Genomic DNA, 19,349 nt, shown 5'->3' on the forward strand with positions numbered 1-19,349 from the left:
TGGCAGATGGATTTAGCACATCAATGCGATCTTATGTGCCACAAGCCACCCAAGCCTCCACCTTGGGTCGTATCGCACGCTCTAGCGCAACGCCTTGAGTGAAAGTGCCTAAGCTGCCTTGCCGCGCTAAGATACCAACATAGGATTTATTTCTATCCCAAAATGGATAGGCGCCGTAAGCGCCAGGGCTGGAGATGCGGGCTGCGGGGCTGCAATTGAAACTGCTGCTTTGGCACTCATGCCAAGAGCCAAATCCATAATGCCAAACTTCCCCCAAAGCGGCAGCAGGTGAGTAAACTAATTTTGCTGCAGCAGTACGATCCGTCAACAATTGCGCCATGGAGTTGGGATTGAGAAGTTTGCCTTTTTTAAGCGCAGAGAGAAAATCTAAATACTCGTCGCCAGTCCAATGCATACCACCTGCTAAACGAGGATTACTCAGCGACGGTAAATCATAAGTCGCATTTTTAAATAAGCCAGTCTGCTGCTTAAATTCGCTGAACACCTCTTGCCATGAAGCCACTCCGCGCGCTTTGATCGCCATTAGACCGGCGACTTGCAGATGTGTGCTGGCGTAATAAAATCCCGTTCCCGGCAACATTTGATTGTTGGCATTGGCGTTCGCAATCGTATTCACACAGGATTCAAAATTCATAAATCCCGCATTGATACATAGTGGTTCTTCGGTAAGACCCGAGGTGAAGCTGAGTAGATTCGCCAGATTCATTGCTGCTAAGGACGAACCCGCCGCTATCGGCCAAGTGCTGATGCGATCTTGCGGTTTATCTTCTAGTTTCAAATAGCCTTGTTCAACCAGTCGCAAAATAATCACTGCACTGACTAACTTCGAAGTCGATGCCGATTCATACAAAGTCTGCATACGCGAACTGCCGCGCTGATACACATAACGACGACCATCGTCGCGTTCTACGGCGAATGAGAAATCGGTATCTGTTGACAATTGCGCCAACTGATTATTCATATCCGCTTCCAATTGTTGGACAGAACAACTTGATACACCACCAGTGGCGACACCGCTTACATTACTATTACTGGCACTGGAATTGGGGCTGGCACTAGAGCTGCCACCGCAAGCACTGCACATAATTGCGCTTAAGCCAGCGCCCAACATGGTGGTCAATACTTTACGGCGTTTTTGAGCGATTGCGGTGCGTGATACGTTCGCAGAATGGAAGGACAAAAAGGCGCTGAGTTGGGACCGTGTTGATGTATGCATGATGAATCCAAGAATGGTTAACATCACTAAAAGTTAAATCACTCAAGGCTGTCTAATATAACTTTTTACAAATCATTACAGGGCAACACACTCATTTACACCCATTTACGCCTACTTACGACGATTCACTTCCATAAATTAATCAATATCAACCTCGCTGTTGTAGGAATCTCCTCCATTTGAAGGTTTTGACACCTGACCGTTATAAACTACGGTATTCTTGATTCAGATTTCTTTGCAATTAGAAAATATTAAATAGGCAAGCAAGGAAAATAGCGCAACGTAAAATTTCATAGGAAATGTCCATGCCATTCAAGAAAATATTACCCGTCAGCAGCCTTACCCTAGCCTTAGTCACCAGCGGTATGTTACTAACCCAAACTCATATGGCAACTGCTGCCGATGTCATACCAGTACAAGAGGTCATCAAAAGTAAAAAACAACTCGCTGAGTTGGCTGATGCGTTTTACACCGCGCGCGTTAAATTCGATCCACTACAGTTCGCTACCATCAATGGCGATGGCCGCTTCAACGATCAACTCGGTATCAATATCGCACCACAAAATCGCGCTAGACAATTTGCCTTGATGCATAAAATGCAGAAGCAACTAAAACAGATCAAACGCAATCATTTGGCAGAAAAAGATCAGCTCAATTATGATTTGCTGGCGTTTGAATTGGAGAGTGCGCTGCATTTTGAACACTTCCCTGAACATCTGTTACCTATCAATCAGATGGATAACGTCCCCAGTACTTTAGCCAATTTTGCCAGTGGTGATGGCGCACAGCCACTGACGACGGTTGCGCAATACTATGCCTATTTAAAACGTTTAGAGCTTCTACCAGCTTGGATAGCGCAAGCCAAAACCAATATGCAAGAAGGCATACGACGCGGCATTGTGCATCCCAAATCAATCACGCGCGCCATGCTGCCGCAATTCCAACAGCTCGCTGCAAAGACAGCAGAACAAAGTATTTACTACACGCCTATCAAACATTTTCCAGCGCAATTTTCGGTTGAGGATAAGCAAAGACTGACCAAGGCGTATCAACAAACTATACAAACCAAACTCAATCCTGCCTTGACCCAATTACTGCATTTTTTAGAGACAGATTACCTAAAAGCGGGACGTGAGAGCACTGGCTACAATGCTTTACCAAACGGTGCAGCTTGGTACCAGATGCGTATCAAAGACCACACCACCACGGATCTAAAACCCGAACAAATTCACGCACTGGGCTTACAAGAAGTCGCACGTATCCAACAACAATGGACTGAACTCGGACCACGTTTGGGCTATACAGGACCGGCGATTGACTTACCGCAGTGGGTCGAAGCGCAAGACAAATTCAAATCCTTTAACAGTGATGCCGAGGTGCTCGAAGCCTATCGTCAAATCGATGCCAAAGTACGCGCCAAATTACCTGAATTATTCAACTTACTACCCAAAGGAAAATTAGAGTTACAGTTGGAACCAGAGTTGAGCCGCGCCACAGCCTCAGATCACTACACACCGCCCGCCGCGGATGGCTCGGTGCCAGGTATATTCTGGCCGGTAGTGAACGATCCTAAAAAATACAGCCGAGTGGGTATGGCAACTTTGTTTTTACACGAAGGCCAACCTGGACATCATTTACATGCAGCGCTTTTGAAAGAAATTGACTTACCTTTGTACCGAAAATTTAATACGGAAAATCTCAATAGCGCAGCATTCACCGAAGGCTGGGCTTTGTACTCTGAAACTTTGGGTAAAGAGTTAGGCCTGTATGACAATCCTGAATACTATTTTGGGCATTTGAATGACGAATTATTGCGCGCAGTGCGCTTGGTCGTCGATACGGGTATGCATGCCAAAGGCTGGACACGCGAGCAGGCAATTAGCTACATGCAAAAAAATTTAGGCTATAGTGAAGCAAGGGCTAAAAACCAAATCGAACGCTATATGGTGTTACCTGGCCAGGCCTTAGCTTACAAAATTGGCGCACGAAAAATTTTGGAATTACGCGCTAAAGCAGAACAAGCCTTAGGCAATAAATTCAGTCTCGCAAAATTTCATGAAGTCATAATTGGTGACGGCACTTTACCCATGCCTATACTAGAAGCGCAAGTAGATCACTGGATTGCAAAAAATAAGTAATTGATGAAGAAAACTTAGGGTGGTAGTAACTATAGCTGCAGCTGTGACGGAAACATTGACGAATTTGGACAAAACAAGTGATTTCACTATACAAATTACTTGTCCACTCATAAATGCGAAACCAGTCACTACGTTTTCCCTTCACCAGACATGGTCAAAACATGAGAGCGATTTTTCATTATCTACTACACAGTGTTTTAGTTTTGCTTGGCATTGCCGCGCTAAGTTCAGACAATGTGCATGCAGGAGAGATAACGATTGCATTCGCCGGTGATCGTCCACCCTACTTTTTTCGACAAAACGGCCAAGATGCAGGCATAGAGCTCGATTTAGTCAGGCTTATTATGGGCAATGCTGGTCATACCATCAAAGTCGTCAACATACCTAAGATACGCATGCTAAAGTCGCTCAAAGAGAAAGAAATCGATGGCGCCACAACGGTACAAGAAAACAATGATGAAAAACTTTTTTTCTCTGATCGTTATCTTGATTTTCAAAACATCGTTATTAGCAAAGCAAAGCATGATATTAGACTCAAGTCACTCAGTGAGTTAAAACATTACAGCTTCATCATCTGGCAAGACGGCTGGCGCAATTTGGGGCCAGACTTTGAGATGGACTACCGTCCAGATGCGAATGGTATTTTTCCGAAAAATTATAATCAGGCGTTTAATCAATTAAGCCAGAACAAAATGTTTTGGGCTGATCGGGTGCAATTAATTATTATCGACAAAAACATTTTTGAACATTACAAGAATCTATTGAGCAAAGAGTTTGATACCAGCGTTCCACTCACCTATCACGATTTAATTAAATCAAAAACTAGCTATGCAGTCGCGTTTCATCAAGCTAGCTTGCGAGACCAATTTAATGAAGGTCTAAAAAAAGCTCGCGCCAACGGCAGCTATCAAAGAGTTTTGGATAACTATAGGTAGTCAACGACCGATTGGCTGCTTACTAGTGTTGTGACTTATAGCTCATCACCAGCAAGTCCCAATTTTAATCCAAGAAATCGACGGTTCAGCCCTTAAATACCGCCGTCTGTCCCAAAGTTATTGCCCAATACTGGAAAGATAAGCAAACTAGACTCGTCTCAATACTAGTGTAAGTCCTTATCAGGCAGCTAGGCATTGTTTCAACCTCCCTTTTTCGTCATCCTAGCTTTGCTTGCGATGACGTTTTTTTTTTTGCATCTAAGTAATTTTGCCCCTCCCCCTGAAGTAATCCTGATTTTCATTAAGGCACAAGCTGAGAACAGCTACCGTCATCGAGATCGTATAAGTAAGATTGGGGACCCACCAATAAAATCTGTGTTTAACGAGCCACTGCAAATACGTTGGACATCTACTCAAACAGCGCTATACTTTTCTTACAGAAATAGGTATCACCAAGCAATTAGACCAAATCCTTTTAGGACATGCACTCTGCGTAAAAAAACCATCTAAGGAAGACTGCCGCCTGTGTACAAAATCCTTCTCTCACCGATGTACCAAGGAATAGGCAGACAACTGTACTGTGGGCTATTGATTTCTCTATTTCTGGTCTTCTTCACTTTTCATCTTAGCGCTGATTGCCGCGCAGCGATGCCTGAAAAAGTCAATTTACTGATACGCGAACTACGTAACGACAAAGGCGATGTGATACCGATCAAAGAAGATATTCGTCAGCTCTTACTATTTTTAGAACGCGAAGCGAATGTCAGTTTTAAGATTGAATACTATCCCATGGCGCGCCTAATCAACCAGATCAAAACCGGGGATGGTATCGGCTTTGGTCTTTCAAAAAATAGCGAGCGCTTAGAAACCATGCGCTTTTCCGATCCGATTTATGCGAACTATGTGTGGATAGTAACGCGCAAAACGAATACTTTTCCATTTTCGAATATCGATGACTTAAAAGGCAAGACTATCGGTGTGATGCGCGGAGTCAGTTACGGTGACGAATTTGACCAAAAGAAGAACGATGTATTTACCGTAGAAGAAGATACCGCATCACATGTGGCACGATTAAAAAAGCTCGCAATGAAGCGCATGGACGCGATGTTATTTGGCGCAAGGCAAAGCAATTCAAATGAAGTCGAAGCCCTGCTACACCATATGCAAAACGTAGATCGCTCACATGTATTGGATGCTTCTGAATCCGATTTTACGGTACTCAGCAAACCTCTGCGTATTGATGAGTTACATTTTGCAGTGAGCTTACATAAATATGGCGAATTGATAAAACGGATTAACATCGCGCTGACTCGCGGCAAGAAAAACGGAGAAATCAATCGCATCCTCAATCTAGGGAGATCGTAGCCCCTATGATAAGGATAGGCCAAAGCTGTGATTTATTAGCGTTTTTGTTTTAAGAAGCGCACCAGCATATCGCCGAAATCAGCAATATGCTGATTCGAAATAATGTCCAAGCTATCTTTAGGCGTATGCCACTCTGACAAATTGGTCCAATCTATGATGTGCAAAAAAGGCAGGCCAAGCTGCGCGAACGGTAGGTGATCGTCTTCTATCGACACATTCGCCAGCGCGATTTTAGTAGTCGTTTTTTGCGACAATAATTTTTGCGCTAACAGCGGGTGAGAACCATTGGTGATGAATAAATTTTGATTCTTGTGTCCTATCATATCCAGTACCAACACAGCTTTCACAGGTAAATTCTGATAGCTAATGCCATCAAATTTACGTTCTAATGTGGCTGCAAATGCGCGTGAACCGTGGATATTATCTTGTATGCCCAACAAACGATCACCGTCACTCCATTCCGGCAAAGTGGCTTCCTCGCCGTCAAAAAAAGCTAAAGCGATACTACAATCTAGAAAACGACCGCTCTCAGGCATCGCCGCTTTCATGGATGATTCTTGCTTACGAATCTGACTAATCACACGTGCTAACTCCTGCATCGCTGCAGTGGAAGAGCCACCATCATTGGCACCAACAAATTTGAAATCTTTATAAATCTTGGTATCGTAATGTCCGCCTATCACCAGCATGCAACGCTCACTGCCTTTAGAGACCGCAAGGATATTCTCACCTTCGACCTCTTTGACTGGTGCGGCATTTTTATCTTTACCACCTAACTTATCGTGCGCGACATTAGGAATTTTTGTTTTAAATTTTTGAATCTGCGCGTCCCATCCTTGCTTCACCAAATCCGCTTTAATCTCTGCTGCCAGCTTCTTCTGTTCACTACTTGCCATTGGATGCGGGGCACGAGTAAAGCGCTGCATCGCATGCGCGATATTCGGAACACTGAATTGCACAACACTAGATTGCACGAGATTTTTTGAGCTGCCCAAATTATTGTCGAACGGGGACGCGTTCGCAGAGACAGAAAAAACGGCGGCAGTGCAAAATGGTAAGAGCCAAGAACCAGACGACTTGAACATGCAAACTCCCTAATTTATACGGCAAACTGCAAACGATAAAGATTCGCATAGGCAGCGTCTTTCGCCAATAATTCAGCGTGTGTACCTATTTCAACAATCTTCCCTTCCACTAAGACCACAATTCGGCTTGCACGTTCAATAGTTGACAAACGATGTGCAATAACCAGCGTGGTGCGCCCCTGCATCAACTCATCTAATGCGGCTTGCACCGCGCGTTCTGATTCGCTATCTAATGCAGAAGTCGCCTCATCTAAAATTAACACTGGCGCATTTTTATATATAGCGCGGGCGATCGCTAGGCGTTGACGCTGCCCACCAGACAAACGCATACCATTGTCACCGATCATGGTGTTACTGCCTTCCGGCATATCAGCCACCACTTCTTGCAAATGCGCCGCCTGAATCGCATACGCAATACGCTCAGCATCAGGCGTTGGATCACCATAGGCGATATTGGCAGCGATCGTATCGTCAAATAAAATCACATTCTGACTGACCATAGCGATCTGTTGCCGTAAACTTTGAAGCGAAATATCGCTCAGCGCAACATGATCTAGCAAAATCTGACCACTATCGGGCTCATAAAATCTAGGGACCAGATTGACCAAGGACGTCTTACCGCCACCCGACATACCAACTAGCGCTATCGTTTCGCCAGCCTGCACTTGTAAATTAATATCGGTCAACGCGGGCTGCTCTTGTCCTGGGTAAGTGAAATTCAGGTGTTTAAATTCCAATTGACCTGTGGCACGCCCCTGAATCAGCTGACCGCCCTCCACTTCAGGAATTGCATCCACCATGCCGTATACCGACTCGGCCGCTGCCATGCCGCGTTGCAGGGGACCATTCAAATCAGCCAGACGTTTGAGTGGGGTCAATAACATCATCATGGCAGTAATGAAAGTCACAAAATCACCCACCGTGCTGGCGTCTTTGCGGGCTTGTGCCAGCGCTAGCATGATCACGATCGCGACGGCGACTGAGGCCAGTATTTGAGTCAACGGTGTGGTAAAGGAAACCGCCACCGTACTCTTCATCGTATATGAACCTAGTTTTTTATTCTTAGCTTCAAAGCGTTGTTGCTCGTATTGTTGTCCGCCAAAAATACGGATCACTTGATGGGCGCGTGTCGTCTCTTCTATCACTTGCGTCAGTTCTCCACTGACTTCTAGAGATTGATGATTCAACTTACGCAGGCGTTTGCTCACGCCTCGCACCAGAAATGTCATGCCAGGAATGAGAATCAAGGTAACCAAGGTCAACTTCCAATTTAACCAAATCAGATAACCCATTAACACAGCGACCGTCAACGAATCACGAAACAGCGTGGTAATCGACACCTTGACCATTTCGACGATTTGCTGCGCTTCAAACATAATCGTATTAATAATGCGCCCGCTCGATTCGGCGTGAAAAAAGCCGACAGGTACATGCAATAATTTATCGAAGACTTTGGCGCGTAGTTCGTTCAAGAGATTGACCGAAATTCGGCTCATCAAATAACTGGTAGTAAAGGTACAAGCACCGCGGATCACAAAGATGCCGAGCAAAATCGCTGGAACGTACCACAAAGGAAAATCCATTTGCTCTCCTTTGAAGCCATGATCGAGCAACTTACCTAGCCCCCAAGGCAAAGCCACTTCAGTCAATGCCGTACCGCACATGGTCAGCACCGTGAGAACCAAATAAGCACGATATTGGGTCACAGAAGCCCAAAGCCGTTTCAAAATCGAGGTGTTTAGTTTAGCCATGTGGTTTTACTTAATTCTTATTCGTTTCTAACTCAATTAGAAGAACGACGCACTGCATGATGGTCGATACTCGCTAGAGGTATCGCGAGCAAAATCAACATCGCAAACGCAAACACGCCGTCACGCAAAATAGCATTAAAACAGGCGGCAAACATCATGCCTAAAGTGAGCATCGCCAATAACATTGCATGTTCGCTTTGCACTTTAGCCGACATCTGACGAGCGATACGGAGTTGTGTGCCCCAGATCGTTAACAGCGCCACCAAACCAGCGAGTCCGAGTTCAAACCAATACAATAAATAATCATTGTGAGGTGTCGTCATTTTTTCACTTATCTGCCCCTGCGCTTTTTGTTGGTACATGGGCAGCCAATTACCAACGCCATGTCCTGTCCATGGACTTTGCAGTATCATTTGCCAAGTATTCATATACAACTCCAAGCGCATGCCATCTTCGCTCACCTGCTTGGTCTGGCCGAAATCACGCACTTGATGCACGGTACAGATACCGCGATTCAGCAAAATTTGTACGCCGCTCATCTTATAAACATCGTGCATCTCTTTCGCCAAGCAAGTGACTGGCGCGGGTAATTGCGCAACACGTGAAATAGAAAAAGCCGTCAAAAACAACAGACCCGCGACTGCGCCAATTTGCCACCAACGAAAACTAAAATTACGAAATACCAGCAAGCCACACAATAATACGAACAGCAAGCTCGCCGTGCGTGATTTGGTGCATAACACCAAGGCAATTAACACATACCCAAAACTCAATGCACGCCACAGCGTAAAATTTTTACGCAAGCGCCATTCATGCAACATCCACGCAGCCGCTATCGCTAATAACAAACCCAGTAATATGGATTTATTACCTTCATACAAAACATAACTCTTAAACAGTTTAATATCAGGCAACGCACCCAAGCTATTCAGATAAAACAAACTCGCCGCGATCAGTGCACCTAAGAAAAAATTCCGGATCGCCTTTTGCTGCCACACACCACTTCCCACACTCAACATGGGAAACACGAACCAATATGTCTGATAGTGCGAAAAAGCAGATGCGAATTCACCAACAGGATGAGGATGAATCAGACTGATCAGTACCGATACCAAACTTAAGGCAAAGACTGGCAAAAGTAAGGCGGATGATCTTATGCGTGTCCACTTATTCTGCCAATCCCCAGATAAACACCAAGCAAATAAAAACAAAACGAGTCCCGCGTACATCAAACCCACTTGAAAGAACAGCGTCAGTGGTAAGTAGCTCAAAATCTGCGCCGGTAATTGCTGACGCCACACTGGGTTCTCGATATTTTTTAGCATGGGCATATTAGTTATATTCGATCTTCACGTTGGCTGGGCTCAACCAATCACCGAGTTTTTTACGCAATTGATCATCAGGATTCACGCGCCAAGCATCGGATAAATATAACTCGGCAGCCGCTGTGCGATTGGCATAATCAATCAAGACTGGACAACCCTCGCTATTCAAATGTGCCTGCAAAATCTCTGCTAGTTTTTTCGTATCAGCACTGGCATCAAGCTTAACTCGCAAACCCTGAGAAAATTGTACGCGGGCGCGACCGATATCCATCACGCGCTCGGCGGTGATACGCAGGCCACCATTGAAGCGGTCTTCCGACACTTTTCCCATCACCGCAAGAAATTCGTCTTCTTTAAAAATGCCTTTGAATTCTTCGGCCATCTCGCCGTACACGGTCACTTCAACTACCGCGGTACCGTCATCCAAAGTCACGATCAACAAACGACCACGTTGGGTCATCTGAGTGCGCAAACCGGCAATCACACCGCCAATCAGACGTAAATCGCGTGAAGGTTCGACTTTCGCTAAAGTTGTTTTAATAAACTGCCGCACTTCTGGTGCATACGCATCGAACAAATGACCTGATAAATAGAAACCGAGCGCTTGTTTTTCTTCGAGCAAACGCTGGCGATCAGACCAATGCTCCGCCTGCACATACTCTGGCGGCGGAATCATGTCATCGTCGTCACCAAATAAACTAACTTGATTCGCAGAAGCTTCTGCTTGCTCCGCAACGGTCAAAGCAAAATCCACCGTTGCCAATAGCACTGCGCGATCTTGTTTCAAACAATCCATCGCACCAGCGCGTATCAATGATTCAATAGTGCGGCGATTGACTTGGCGTTTATCAACGCGCTTACAGAAATCAAACAAGTCAGTGAACGGTCCGCCATTCTTGCGAGCTGCGACGATACTCTCAATCGCATTTTGTCCAGAGCCTTTGACGGCACCCAAACCATAACGAATTTGGGTGGCTTTCTTACCCGCCTCGCCCACTGGCATAAAGCGATAATCGGATAGATTAATATCTGGCGCTAACATCTTCAGCTTGCAGACATCAATTGCATCTTCAACCAAAATCTTAACCTTATCCGTATCATCCATCGCCAGCGACATATTGGCTGCCATAAACGCGGCGGGATGATGGGCTTTCAAATACGCAGTGTGATAAGACAAAAGCGCGTAAGCCGCAGCATGGGATTTATTAAAACCATAGCCTGCGAATTTTTCCATCAAGTCAAAAATTTCATCGGCTTTTTCTTGTGGTAGACCATCTTTGGCCGCACCATCGCGGAAAATTTGGCGATGTTCCGCCATCTCTTCGGCCTTTTTCTTACCCATCGCACGACGCAATAAATCCGCGCCACCGAGTGAGTAACCACCAACCACCTGCGCCATCTGCATAACCTGTTCCTGATACACCATAATGCCGTAGGTTTCGGACAAAATGCCTTCAGTACGCGGATCGGGATAATCAAACTTCTCACCGTGCTTACGCTTACAGAAGTCAGGAATCAAATCCATAGGACCTGGACGATACAAGGCCACCAGCGCGATAATGTCTTCAAAGCGATCGGGACGTGCGTCTTTCAACATGCCTTGCATGCCGCGACTTTCCAGCTGGAAGACAGCGACGGTTTTTGCTTTAGTGAGAAGTTCGTAAGAAGCTCTATCGTCAAGCGGCAATTTAGATAAATCAAAATCCGCCATCGCTGGATCGAGCATTTTGATATAGCGCACCGCACGATCCAAAATCGTTAAAGTGGTCAAACCCAAAAAGTCGAACTTCACCAGACCAACGGCTTCGACATCATCTTTATCGTATTGCGAGACCACGCCAGAATCGCCGCCCTGGGTGTAGAGTGGACAAAAATCCGTGAGTTTGCCCGGCGCGATCAACACACCACCCGCATGCATACCGATGTTACGCGTGATACCTTCGACTTGCTGCGCTAAGTCAAGCAGGGTTTTCACCTCTTCTTCGTTTTCTTGACGTTCAGCCAGTAGAGGTTCTTCCACGATGGCTTCTGCGATAGTGACTTGTTTGCCCGGTTTAAAGGGAATTAGTTTTGAGACACCATCGCAAAACATATAACCAAAATCGAGCACACGACCAACGTCACGAATCGCGCCCTTAGCCGCCATCGTTCCAAAGGTGGCAATCTGCGATACCGCTTCTTTGCCGTAACGATCTTTCACATATTGAATTACACGATCACGACCTTCCTGACAGAAGTCAATATCAAAGTCGGGCATGGAGACGCGTTCTGGATTCAAGAAACGTTCGAACAGCAAATTGTATTGCAGAGGATCGAGATCGGTAATCAATAGCGCATACGCAACCAAGGAACCCGCACCAGAACCACGACCAGGGCCGACAGGTACGCCGTTATTTTTTGCCCATTGAATAAAGTCTGCAACGATCAAGAAATAGCCGGGGAAACCCATTTTGATAATGGTGTCGGTTTCAAACTTCAAACGTGCTTCATAGCGCTCGCGATTTTGCTCGCGCTTTTCTGGATTCGGAAATAAATTTTCTAAGCGATACTCCAAACCTCGCTTCGCTTCACAGACCAAAAAATCATTAATGGTCATGCCTTCTGGCGTTGGAAAATCTGGCAGCTTCGGTTTACCAAGCTCTAATTTCAAATTACAACGTTTGGCAATTTCCACTGAGTTGGCCAATGCGCCCGGAATATCGGCAAACAAAGCCAACATCTCTTCACGCGACTTAAAACATTGCTGGTCATTGAATTTGCGTGCACGTCGCCCATTTGCCAGCATTTCACCTTCGGCAATACAGGTGCGTGCTTCATGTGCGGTGAAATCTTCTTTATTCAAAAACTGAATCGGATGTGTCGCCACTACCGGCAAGCTCAAACGCTGTGCAAGTTTCACGGCTTGCTTGACGTGTGCCTCCATATTCGGCTGACCTGCACGTTGAATCTCAATATAGAAATGATTGGGGAAGATACTTGCCCACCGCCGCGCATTGCGCTCAGCCAGATCTAAATTCGCATTATCGATCGCAATTCCAACATCACCAAAATGCGCTCCAGAGAGAGCGATCAGACCTTGTTCGCTGTCGTTTTCAAATAACTCTTGTAACCATTCAAATTTAATCTCGGCACGACCACGATGCTGATTTTCTAGCCACGCGCGCGCCAATAATTCACACAAACGCAAGTAACCATGGCGCGATTTCACCAGCAACAAAAGACGTGATGGCTTATCTCTATCGTTGTCATTCGTAATCCAGACGTCACATCCTGCAATAGGTTTAATACCTTTACCACGTGCCGTTTTATAAAATTTAACTAAGCCAAATAAGTTACCCAAATCAGTCAACGCTAATGACGGCTGTTTATCCTTGGCAGCAGCCTTAACCACGTCATCTATACGCACCAAGCCGTCCACGATAGAGTACTCGGAATGCATACGCAAATGTACAAACTGGGGGAAGGCAGTTGCAGGAGAAGATGGCTTACTATTTGCCTCGGAGGGAATTTGAGAGTTGGTAGCGAGTTCTGTATTCATCCCGCTATTTTACCGTGTTGCAGCAGGCTTGGAGTGCAAACCTGCGAGTGAGATATCACTGAATAAAAAGCTGCAACATGACACCACAAAAACCCTAACTTGGTCTTAGGTAGCCAATAAGTGGCCAATTAGTAGCCAATTCGTACCCAATATGCAGTCAAATTCAGGGGGAGAGCCAGAATCAACGCATCAACAAGGTTTAGAGGTCCCACAGCAAATCTGCTTAAACAAGCGAAATGCCGTCTCAGCTGAGCGTGCTGTAGGTAAATTAGTCGTGTTGCATAAATTAGTTAAAATATAAGCGATCAGTATTAAAAAATACGCAGTCTTCTTCCTCTTCGATCAATATTTCTAAGAAGCCGGATTCAATTAATTCTTGTAGCCCCAAAATAATTTTACACTCTGGCAAGTACATGTAATGACGGGAAAACTCGGTAATAATTTGTCGTAAAGACTTTCCAACTTGGCAGAGCAGCCACAAATCATAGGCTTCGTTCGCTTTTAAATGTATAGGAGGACGAGTAATTCTTGGCTCATAAACATGTGTTGCGCGCACGCTGGATTCTTTAGAAATACCTATGACCGCTCTACGTCTAGCCCAAAAAACAGACTCCGTCCACCGCGTTTCTCGTTGATAGTATTGCCATTGAGTTTGCAAATATTGCTTAAATTCTTGCTCTATCGCCTGAGCATAGGTAGTTAGCAATTCCCCATTAGAGAACAAGCTATCAACTGCGATAAATGCACCATGTATGCCGCTCGCTAATGCGCGTGGAATACCTGAGGAAGAAATAGGATCATAAGCGGCAACCGCATCACCAACTGCGACCCAATCTTTGCCTCCTGCTGCATTTAAGTAGGAAGAGTAACAAGGAAAAGAACGTGGTTTCTCGCTAAATTTCGCGGTTTGTATCGATTCACTAATATTGCTTACGTTAGCTAACAACGCGCGCCAAACATCTGGATGGCAGGCCTGTAACTTGTTCACAATATCGGGATCACTCATCAAAACTACCGAGACTTGATTATTCGACATAGGTGAGATGTACCACCAGCCGTACTCACAAGCCACAATTTGATTTTCTATTGGATTTGTCATAATAGCGGGACGGCTTGTAGACAGCTCGCCGATACAACCTACTCCAATTAAACGATCATACACAGTCAAAGCTAGGTTTAAATTGGTGCGCATCACGCCTCGACGCCCCGAGGCATCAATAATGTATTTACAAAAGACAGTCTGCGTTTCTTGATTGCCACGCTTTACTTCCACCTGCCAACCACGTTCTGCTTGACGTACACAAGTCACGACTTGGCTATCACACCATAACTCACCACCACGAGCGACAAAATTATCCGCCAATAAACGCTCTAAGGCCAAACGATCGAGACGCCATCCGCCACCATTCGGCGTAAACATATAGCCGATCTGCCTTTGCACGCCACTTCCCCAATTCACATTAGTGTAAAACGGCGCCAAATCTTGTGTCGCTGAAAATGCGTCCCATACTCCCAGATACTCCAAAGTGGAACGGACACTAGAAGATAATGACTCACCAAATTTCGCTTCCGTGTAATCACCACGCTCAACCATCATTACACTCAAGTCACCGCGTTTCAATAAATTCAACCCTGCTGAAGCACCTGCAGGTCCGCCGCCAAGAATTAACACATCGAGTTGTTTAGCCGATGAGAGATTATCTAGGTGAGAATAATAAGAAGTATCCATGATGAACCTTTAACTGCGAAAGCCGACCAAAGCATCAACATTCGATAAAACCAACTGTGAATTTCATAGCAGCAATTCGCGTGCCAGCTCGTTTTCGTGTAAAAAGTTATCGTTTTTTAATCTAATGGTATGCAATATGCTTATGATCTGGATAAAATGTGGTGTCATGAAAATGAATACCAATTTATCACCATGGGATTTTAGCGATATCAAAACGGTGGGTATTTTACAAAACACCTCGGCGTTGATACCTGTTAATGCTAATTGGGAGTCGATGTGACACATAACACGACCACGAAGTGGTGCGCCATCGTCCTGACATCAGCTTAAGCGCTTGGTTTCTGAATAATGTAGGCTGCACAGTATTTTTTTTGCAGAAACCAGTTATATAAATCCTATGCTTAAGCCATAATACGCAATCGCATCACATCAGATTCACAAGTTTCATCCAAATAGGCGAGAAAATATTTTTCATGTAAAAAATTTTTTACATGTAAATTTTTACCTACCACTGACTAACATTGATTTAGCACATGCAATGAGCACTGTTGATTACACGATCACTTCACCGATTGCGTTGAGCACGCAAAATAATCGCCACCTATTGGCGCTGACGATCGCATGGCATCCTGATCTGGCTCGAATTGGCGATCAATATATAGGCGGTACCGAAGCCGGGGTTATTGAACTGAGTCGTTTTATTCCTAGCTTTCAGCAAATTAATGGTGATGCCTTACCAATAGGCCATGGCGGGATATCAAGAGACCCTGTGCGCATCGTGCGCGATGGCAGTGATGGCATTACAATTTGCCCACCCAATAGCCGCATGGTGGTCGAAGTCAATGGCAAAGAAATTCAAGATATTACCTACCTCAGTGCCGAGCAAATCGAAGCTGGCGCTATCCTCTGTTTAGGACGGGCCGTGTTCGTTTGCATACATTGGATGCGATGTCTGCCGAAATACAATCCGGTGGATGGCTTTCTGGGTGTAGGCAGCAGTGCCATTCAAACGCGCGATTTAATCCGTCTCGCGGCAACTAGTGACAATACCGTTTTATTGCTAGGTGAGACAGGAACAGGTAAAGAAGTTGCCGCTCAAGGTATTCATAATTTAAGTAAGCGCAATACGCATAAAATGGTGTCGGTCAATATGGCGGCCTTAAATGAATCCTTAGCGGCGGCGGATTTATTTGGTGCAACACGCGGCGCTTACACCGGTGCACAAACCACACGCGATGGTTTTTTTAGCGAAGCACAAAATTCAACACTATTTTTAGATGAAATAGGCAATACACCAAGCACCGTACAACCTATGCTGCTACGAGTATTGGAGAATGGAGAGTACCGCCCCTTGGGCGCAACTCGCGACGCCCGCTCTAGTGCACGCTTGATTACCGCAACCGATCAAGATTTGTACGATGACTCATTCAATCATGCCTTATTGCGTCGTTTGGAAAGTTTCATCATACGCATCCCGCCGCTAAGAGCGCGTCGCGAAGATATCGGTTTACTGATTCGACATCTACTGCAAAATAACTCTATCAGTAGCGTTGATGCGACACAGATCCCACACTCCTTGATCAACGACATGCTCAATTTCGATTGGCCTGGCAATATTCGTCAAATGGGAAATGTTTTTAAACGTGCGCTGCTTTCCATCCAAATGGGAGAATTCCCTCAACTAGCCAACATCGTTGAGCGTCCCAAAATGGCGATGGCCACAAGTGTAGAATTGCGCCAACCACAAACTATAGCTCCCACGGCACCTCATGCTTCACCAACTGCGGCTGTAAGCATCGTCACACCCAGCAAGCTAAACCAAGCAACAAGCGACTATGCGCCTACCGAGCGCAAGAAATTACGTGATTTGACCGAGCAGGATGTCGTGGACGCGATGGAGAGGCATAACTGGACGATACAATACGCCGCCGATGATCTGGGTATTTCTCGACCATCTATGTATAAATTAATTGAAAATAATAGCCAAATTCGTCGTATAGAACAGATACCTGCGCAAGAAATCCAAAACCAATTTGAACTTGCCAATAAACACGTTGAACTCTGCGCATCGCGCTTGAAGACACCAAGCGAAGCGCTACGACGTCATTTAAAAGGTCTGGGCTGGATTGCTTAATCTGGCCCACCTAGACGATCTGGCCAATCTGAACCAATAGCTCGAAATACAAACGATCGTGCTTAACGCAAAGCTAGCCTCCGAATAAAAGTGTCGCTGAAGTTTTAAGCCATGAACGCCATACAAAAAACAAAAGCCAGTTATGGATAACACATAACTGGCTTTTTTCAATTGCGCCACATATTCAAAGTTATCTGGCACAAAACGCGACAAATTAAAGTTAATACTAAGGCTGCAAATATTTAGGATCGCGACGCAAGACTAACAGTTCGGGCTCAGCTTCAATCAATTTACTGGAATAACCTAAATGTCTGGCTTTTGCTAAAGCCGATAATGCCTCATTACGCTTTCCTAATATTTCATAGCTGACTGCTGCGCGAAATTGCACTTCTGGGTTGTCTGGCGCTAGCGCAATGACTCTTTGTAACTTACTCAAACTCTCGGTATTATCACCTAACTTTGCCGCATATAAAGCCATGCGCGACAACAAGTCAACATTGCTTGGTGATTGATTCAAACGAATTTGTAGCAAAGCACGCGCCTTGTCATACGCCTTATTGGCAGCCTCACTGCGACCAGGCAACCAAGACAAGGTGTCTGCTAATTTGGCCCAGCCTACATCATCATTGGGATTGCCTTTATCTCCACTCACCGCACTCTCAAAAGCGGCTACAGCGCCAACATAGTCACCTCGCCCAAACAGCACATTACCTAAAGCGGTGGCCAATTCTGCTCCTGAACGCAACTTGAGGCCAGCCTGCAAAATATTGACCGCATCATCAACCCTGTTTTGCTTCACCATAATTTGTGCGCTGGCTATGTAGGCAGAACTGGCATCTGGTTTTAATTTAATACTCAAATCATAGGCATCTAGCGCCGCCTTGTAATTGCCTTGTAACGCGTACACTTGACCTAACTGCTCAGGGAATAGACGCTCTTGTGGAAAACGTTGTGCGGCCTGACTAGCCAATTGCAATGCCTCATCTAAACGCTTGGCACGAATGAGCACCTCTATTCTTAAATTCCAAGCCAGATAACTATTAGGGTCTAGGGCTAAGCCACGCTCCAGTTCCGCCAACGCTTGAGAGTACTGATCGCGCAATGAAAACACTTTAGCGTTAGCAATATGACCTAAGGCCAAAAAGTCGTTCAATTTTAATGCTCGTTGAGCATTTGCCTCCGCTTTTTGTAACCAAACGGTATCCTGACCGGCATTCGCATATCGGAAGCTATAAATAAGTGACAAGCTCGCCGTCGCTGCCGCGTGCTCAGGAGAGCGCGATAAAATCTTCTGAAAGTGTTGTTCCGCCTCATCTAATCGATCTTGTTGATCGGCATAAGCCAAAGCTTGCAAACCATTTTGCATCTCTTGTGCTTCAGAATAAGGCTGAAGATTGGCGCTAATTTGCTTCCAATACGGTTGCGAATACCAAACGCCAAACAAAGCAAGTAGAACTGCAGCAAGCAAAGCTAATCTTTTGATTGGCTTACGCCATTGTTGCCAATCAATTTCACGAGGTCTGGGATCTGGCAATGCGGCCAACTTCAATGATTTCAAATCCAAAGACATAGAACTCAAAGAAGGCGGATCTAGGGCTGCTAGGTAATTGCATTGCACCACCACCTCTTGCATACTAGCTATCCGTTGATCGACCTGACGAGCAGTCATTAATCGAACCAGTTGTCGCAAGGAAAATGGCAAATGATCGGGCCAAGGCCATTGATCTGAATTCGACTGCATTAAGGCGGCGGCTAAAGGCAGACCAGAAAGCTTGGAAAATGGTCGCGTCCCAGTCAGCATTTCATAAAAAATTACTCCAATTGCATACACATCAGAGATAGGACGCAAACTCGATCCGGTCAGAAGTTCCGGCGCCATATAGGCGATCGTTCCCTGTGGATCAGATTGCACTAAAGAGGTGGTGGCATCACGATCAGCCTGTGTCGCCAAACCAAAATCCAAAATGCGTACCACCCCACTAGGTTCTAACGAGTAAGGTTAGATCGTGACGCGAAGCGGCCACGATCTGAACCGTTTGTTGGACGAGCCCGATTTATTTGCGTGTGTTTGGGGATGGCTTATGCAAATAGCTTTTGCCTGTTCGCACTGTT

11 protein-coding genes are annotated in these 19,349 nt (G+C 45.5%); 4 read left to right on the forward strand and 7 right to left on the reverse strand.

What is annotated here, in order from left to right; translation table 11 throughout:
- Positions 1–31: 31 nt before the first annotated feature.
- A complete protein-coding gene (locus ACFFJH_RS17935) occupies positions 32–1,237 on the reverse strand; it encodes a serine hydrolase (protein WP_390214335.1) in 1,206 nt (401 codons plus the stop codon).
- Positions 1,238–1,542: 305 nt separating this feature from the next.
- On the opposite strand from ACFFJH_RS17935, the gene ACFFJH_RS17940 reads away from it, so the two are divergent.
- The 3 genes from ACFFJH_RS17940 (at position 1,543) to ACFFJH_RS17950 (ending at position 5,675) form a co-directional block, all read left to right on the forward strand.
- Entirely contained in the window at positions 1,543–3,375 is a 1,833-nt protein-coding gene (locus ACFFJH_RS17940) for a DUF885 domain-containing protein (RefSeq protein WP_390214336.1), read from the forward strand.
- 161 nt (positions 3,376–3,536) lie between these two features.
- Positions 3,537–4,310, forward strand: a complete 774-nt coding sequence (locus ACFFJH_RS17945; RefSeq protein WP_390214338.1) for a substrate-binding periplasmic protein — start codon at positions 3,537–3,539, stop codon at positions 4,308–4,310.
- A gap of 525 nt (positions 4,311–4,835) precedes the next feature.
- Positions 4,836–5,675 carry a substrate-binding periplasmic protein gene (locus ACFFJH_RS17950; protein WP_390214339.1) on the forward strand — a complete coding sequence of 280 codons (840 nt, stop codon included), beginning with the start codon at positions 4,836–4,838 and terminating at the stop codon, positions 5,673–5,675.
- Between the two features lie 35 nt (positions 5,676–5,710).
- Here the strand turns inward: ACFFJH_RS17950 and ACFFJH_RS17955 are convergent, their stop codons facing one another.
- The 5 genes from ACFFJH_RS17955 to ACFFJH_RS17975 form a co-directional block, all read right to left on the reverse strand.
- On the reverse strand, positions 5,711–6,760 hold the full coding sequence (locus ACFFJH_RS17955) for a M28 family peptidase (RefSeq protein ID WP_390214340.1): 1,050 nt from the start codon (positions 6,758–6,760) through the stop codon (positions 5,711–5,713).
- Between the two features lie 14 nt (positions 6,761–6,774).
- Positions 6,775–8,511, reverse strand: coding sequence for a lipid A export permease/ATP-binding protein MsbA (gene msbA / locus ACFFJH_RS17960; RefSeq protein WP_390214341.1), 1,737 nt, complete (start codon positions 8,509–8,511; stop codon positions 6,775–6,777).
- A gap of 32 nt (positions 8,512–8,543) precedes the next feature.
- Positions 8,544–9,836, reverse strand: a complete 1,293-nt coding sequence (locus tag ACFFJH_RS17965; protein WP_390214342.1) for an O-antigen ligase family protein — start codon at positions 9,834–9,836, stop codon at positions 8,544–8,546.
- A 7-nt stretch (positions 9,837–9,843) separates the two neighbouring features.
- Entirely contained in the window at positions 9,844–13,275 is a 3,432-nt protein-coding gene (dnaE, locus tag ACFFJH_RS17970) for a DNA polymerase III subunit alpha (RefSeq protein WP_390214357.1), read from the reverse strand.
- A 385-nt stretch (positions 13,276–13,660) separates the two neighbouring features.
- Complete coding sequence (locus tag ACFFJH_RS17975; protein ID WP_390214343.1) at positions 13,661–15,103, reverse strand: NAD(P)/FAD-dependent oxidoreductase; 1,443 nt, start codon at positions 15,101–15,103, stop codon at positions 13,661–13,663.
- Between the two features lie 538 nt (positions 15,104–15,641).
- Here ACFFJH_RS17975 and ACFFJH_RS17980 point away from each other — a divergent pair.
- The gene (locus tag ACFFJH_RS17980; RefSeq protein ID WP_390214344.1) at positions 15,642–17,237 is read left to right on the forward strand and encodes a sigma 54-interacting transcriptional regulator; all 1,596 of its coding nucleotides are present in this window, start codon (positions 15,642–15,644) and stop codon (positions 17,235–17,237) included.
- A 226-nt stretch (positions 17,238–17,463) separates the two neighbouring features.
- On the opposite strand, the gene ACFFJH_RS17985 is transcribed toward ACFFJH_RS17980, so the two are convergent.
- Positions 17,464–19,212, reverse strand: a complete 1,749-nt coding sequence (locus ACFFJH_RS17985; RefSeq protein ID WP_390214345.1) for a tetratricopeptide repeat protein — start codon at positions 19,210–19,212, stop codon at positions 17,464–17,466.
- Between the last annotated feature and the right edge of the window lie 137 nt (positions 19,213–19,349).

The organism is Affinundibacterium danionis, from assembly GCF_042432465.1.
Classification (GTDB): Bacteria; Pseudomonadota; Gammaproteobacteria; order Burkholderiales; family Burkholderiaceae_D; genus Undibacterium; species Undibacterium danionis.

Coding starts and splice junctions, on each gene's coding strand:
- ACFFJH_RS17975 (WP_390214343.1), bottom strand. CDS start 15,103: ATGGATACTTCTTATTATTCTCACCTAGATAATCTCTCATCGGCTAAA.
- ACFFJH_RS17935 (WP_390214335.1), bottom strand. CDS start 1,237: ATGCATACATCAACACGGTCCCAACTCAGCGCCTTTTTGTCCTTCCAT.
- ACFFJH_RS17955 (WP_390214340.1), bottom strand. CDS start 6,760: ATGTTCAAGTCGTCTGGTTCTTGGCTCTTACCATTTTGCACTGCCGCC.
- ACFFJH_RS17965 (WP_390214342.1), bottom strand. CDS start 9,836: ATGCTAAAAAATATCGAGAACCCAGTGTGGCGTCAGCAATTACCGGCG.
- ACFFJH_RS17980 (WP_390214344.1), top strand. CDS start 15,642: ATGAGCACTGTTGATTACACGATCACTTCACCGATTGCGTTGAGCACG.
- ACFFJH_RS17945 (WP_390214338.1), top strand. CDS start 3,537: ATGAGAGCGATTTTTCATTATCTACTACACAGTGTTTTAGTTTTGCTT.
- dnaE (WP_390214357.1), bottom strand. CDS start 13,275: ATGCATTCCGAGTACTCTATCGTGGACGGCTTGGTGCGTATAGATGAC.
- ACFFJH_RS17940 (WP_390214336.1), top strand. CDS start 1,543: ATGCCATTCAAGAAAATATTACCCGTCAGCAGCCTTACCCTAGCCTTA.
- msbA (WP_390214341.1), bottom strand. CDS start 8,511: ATGGCTAAACTAAACACCTCGATTTTGAAACGGCTTTGGGCTTCTGTG.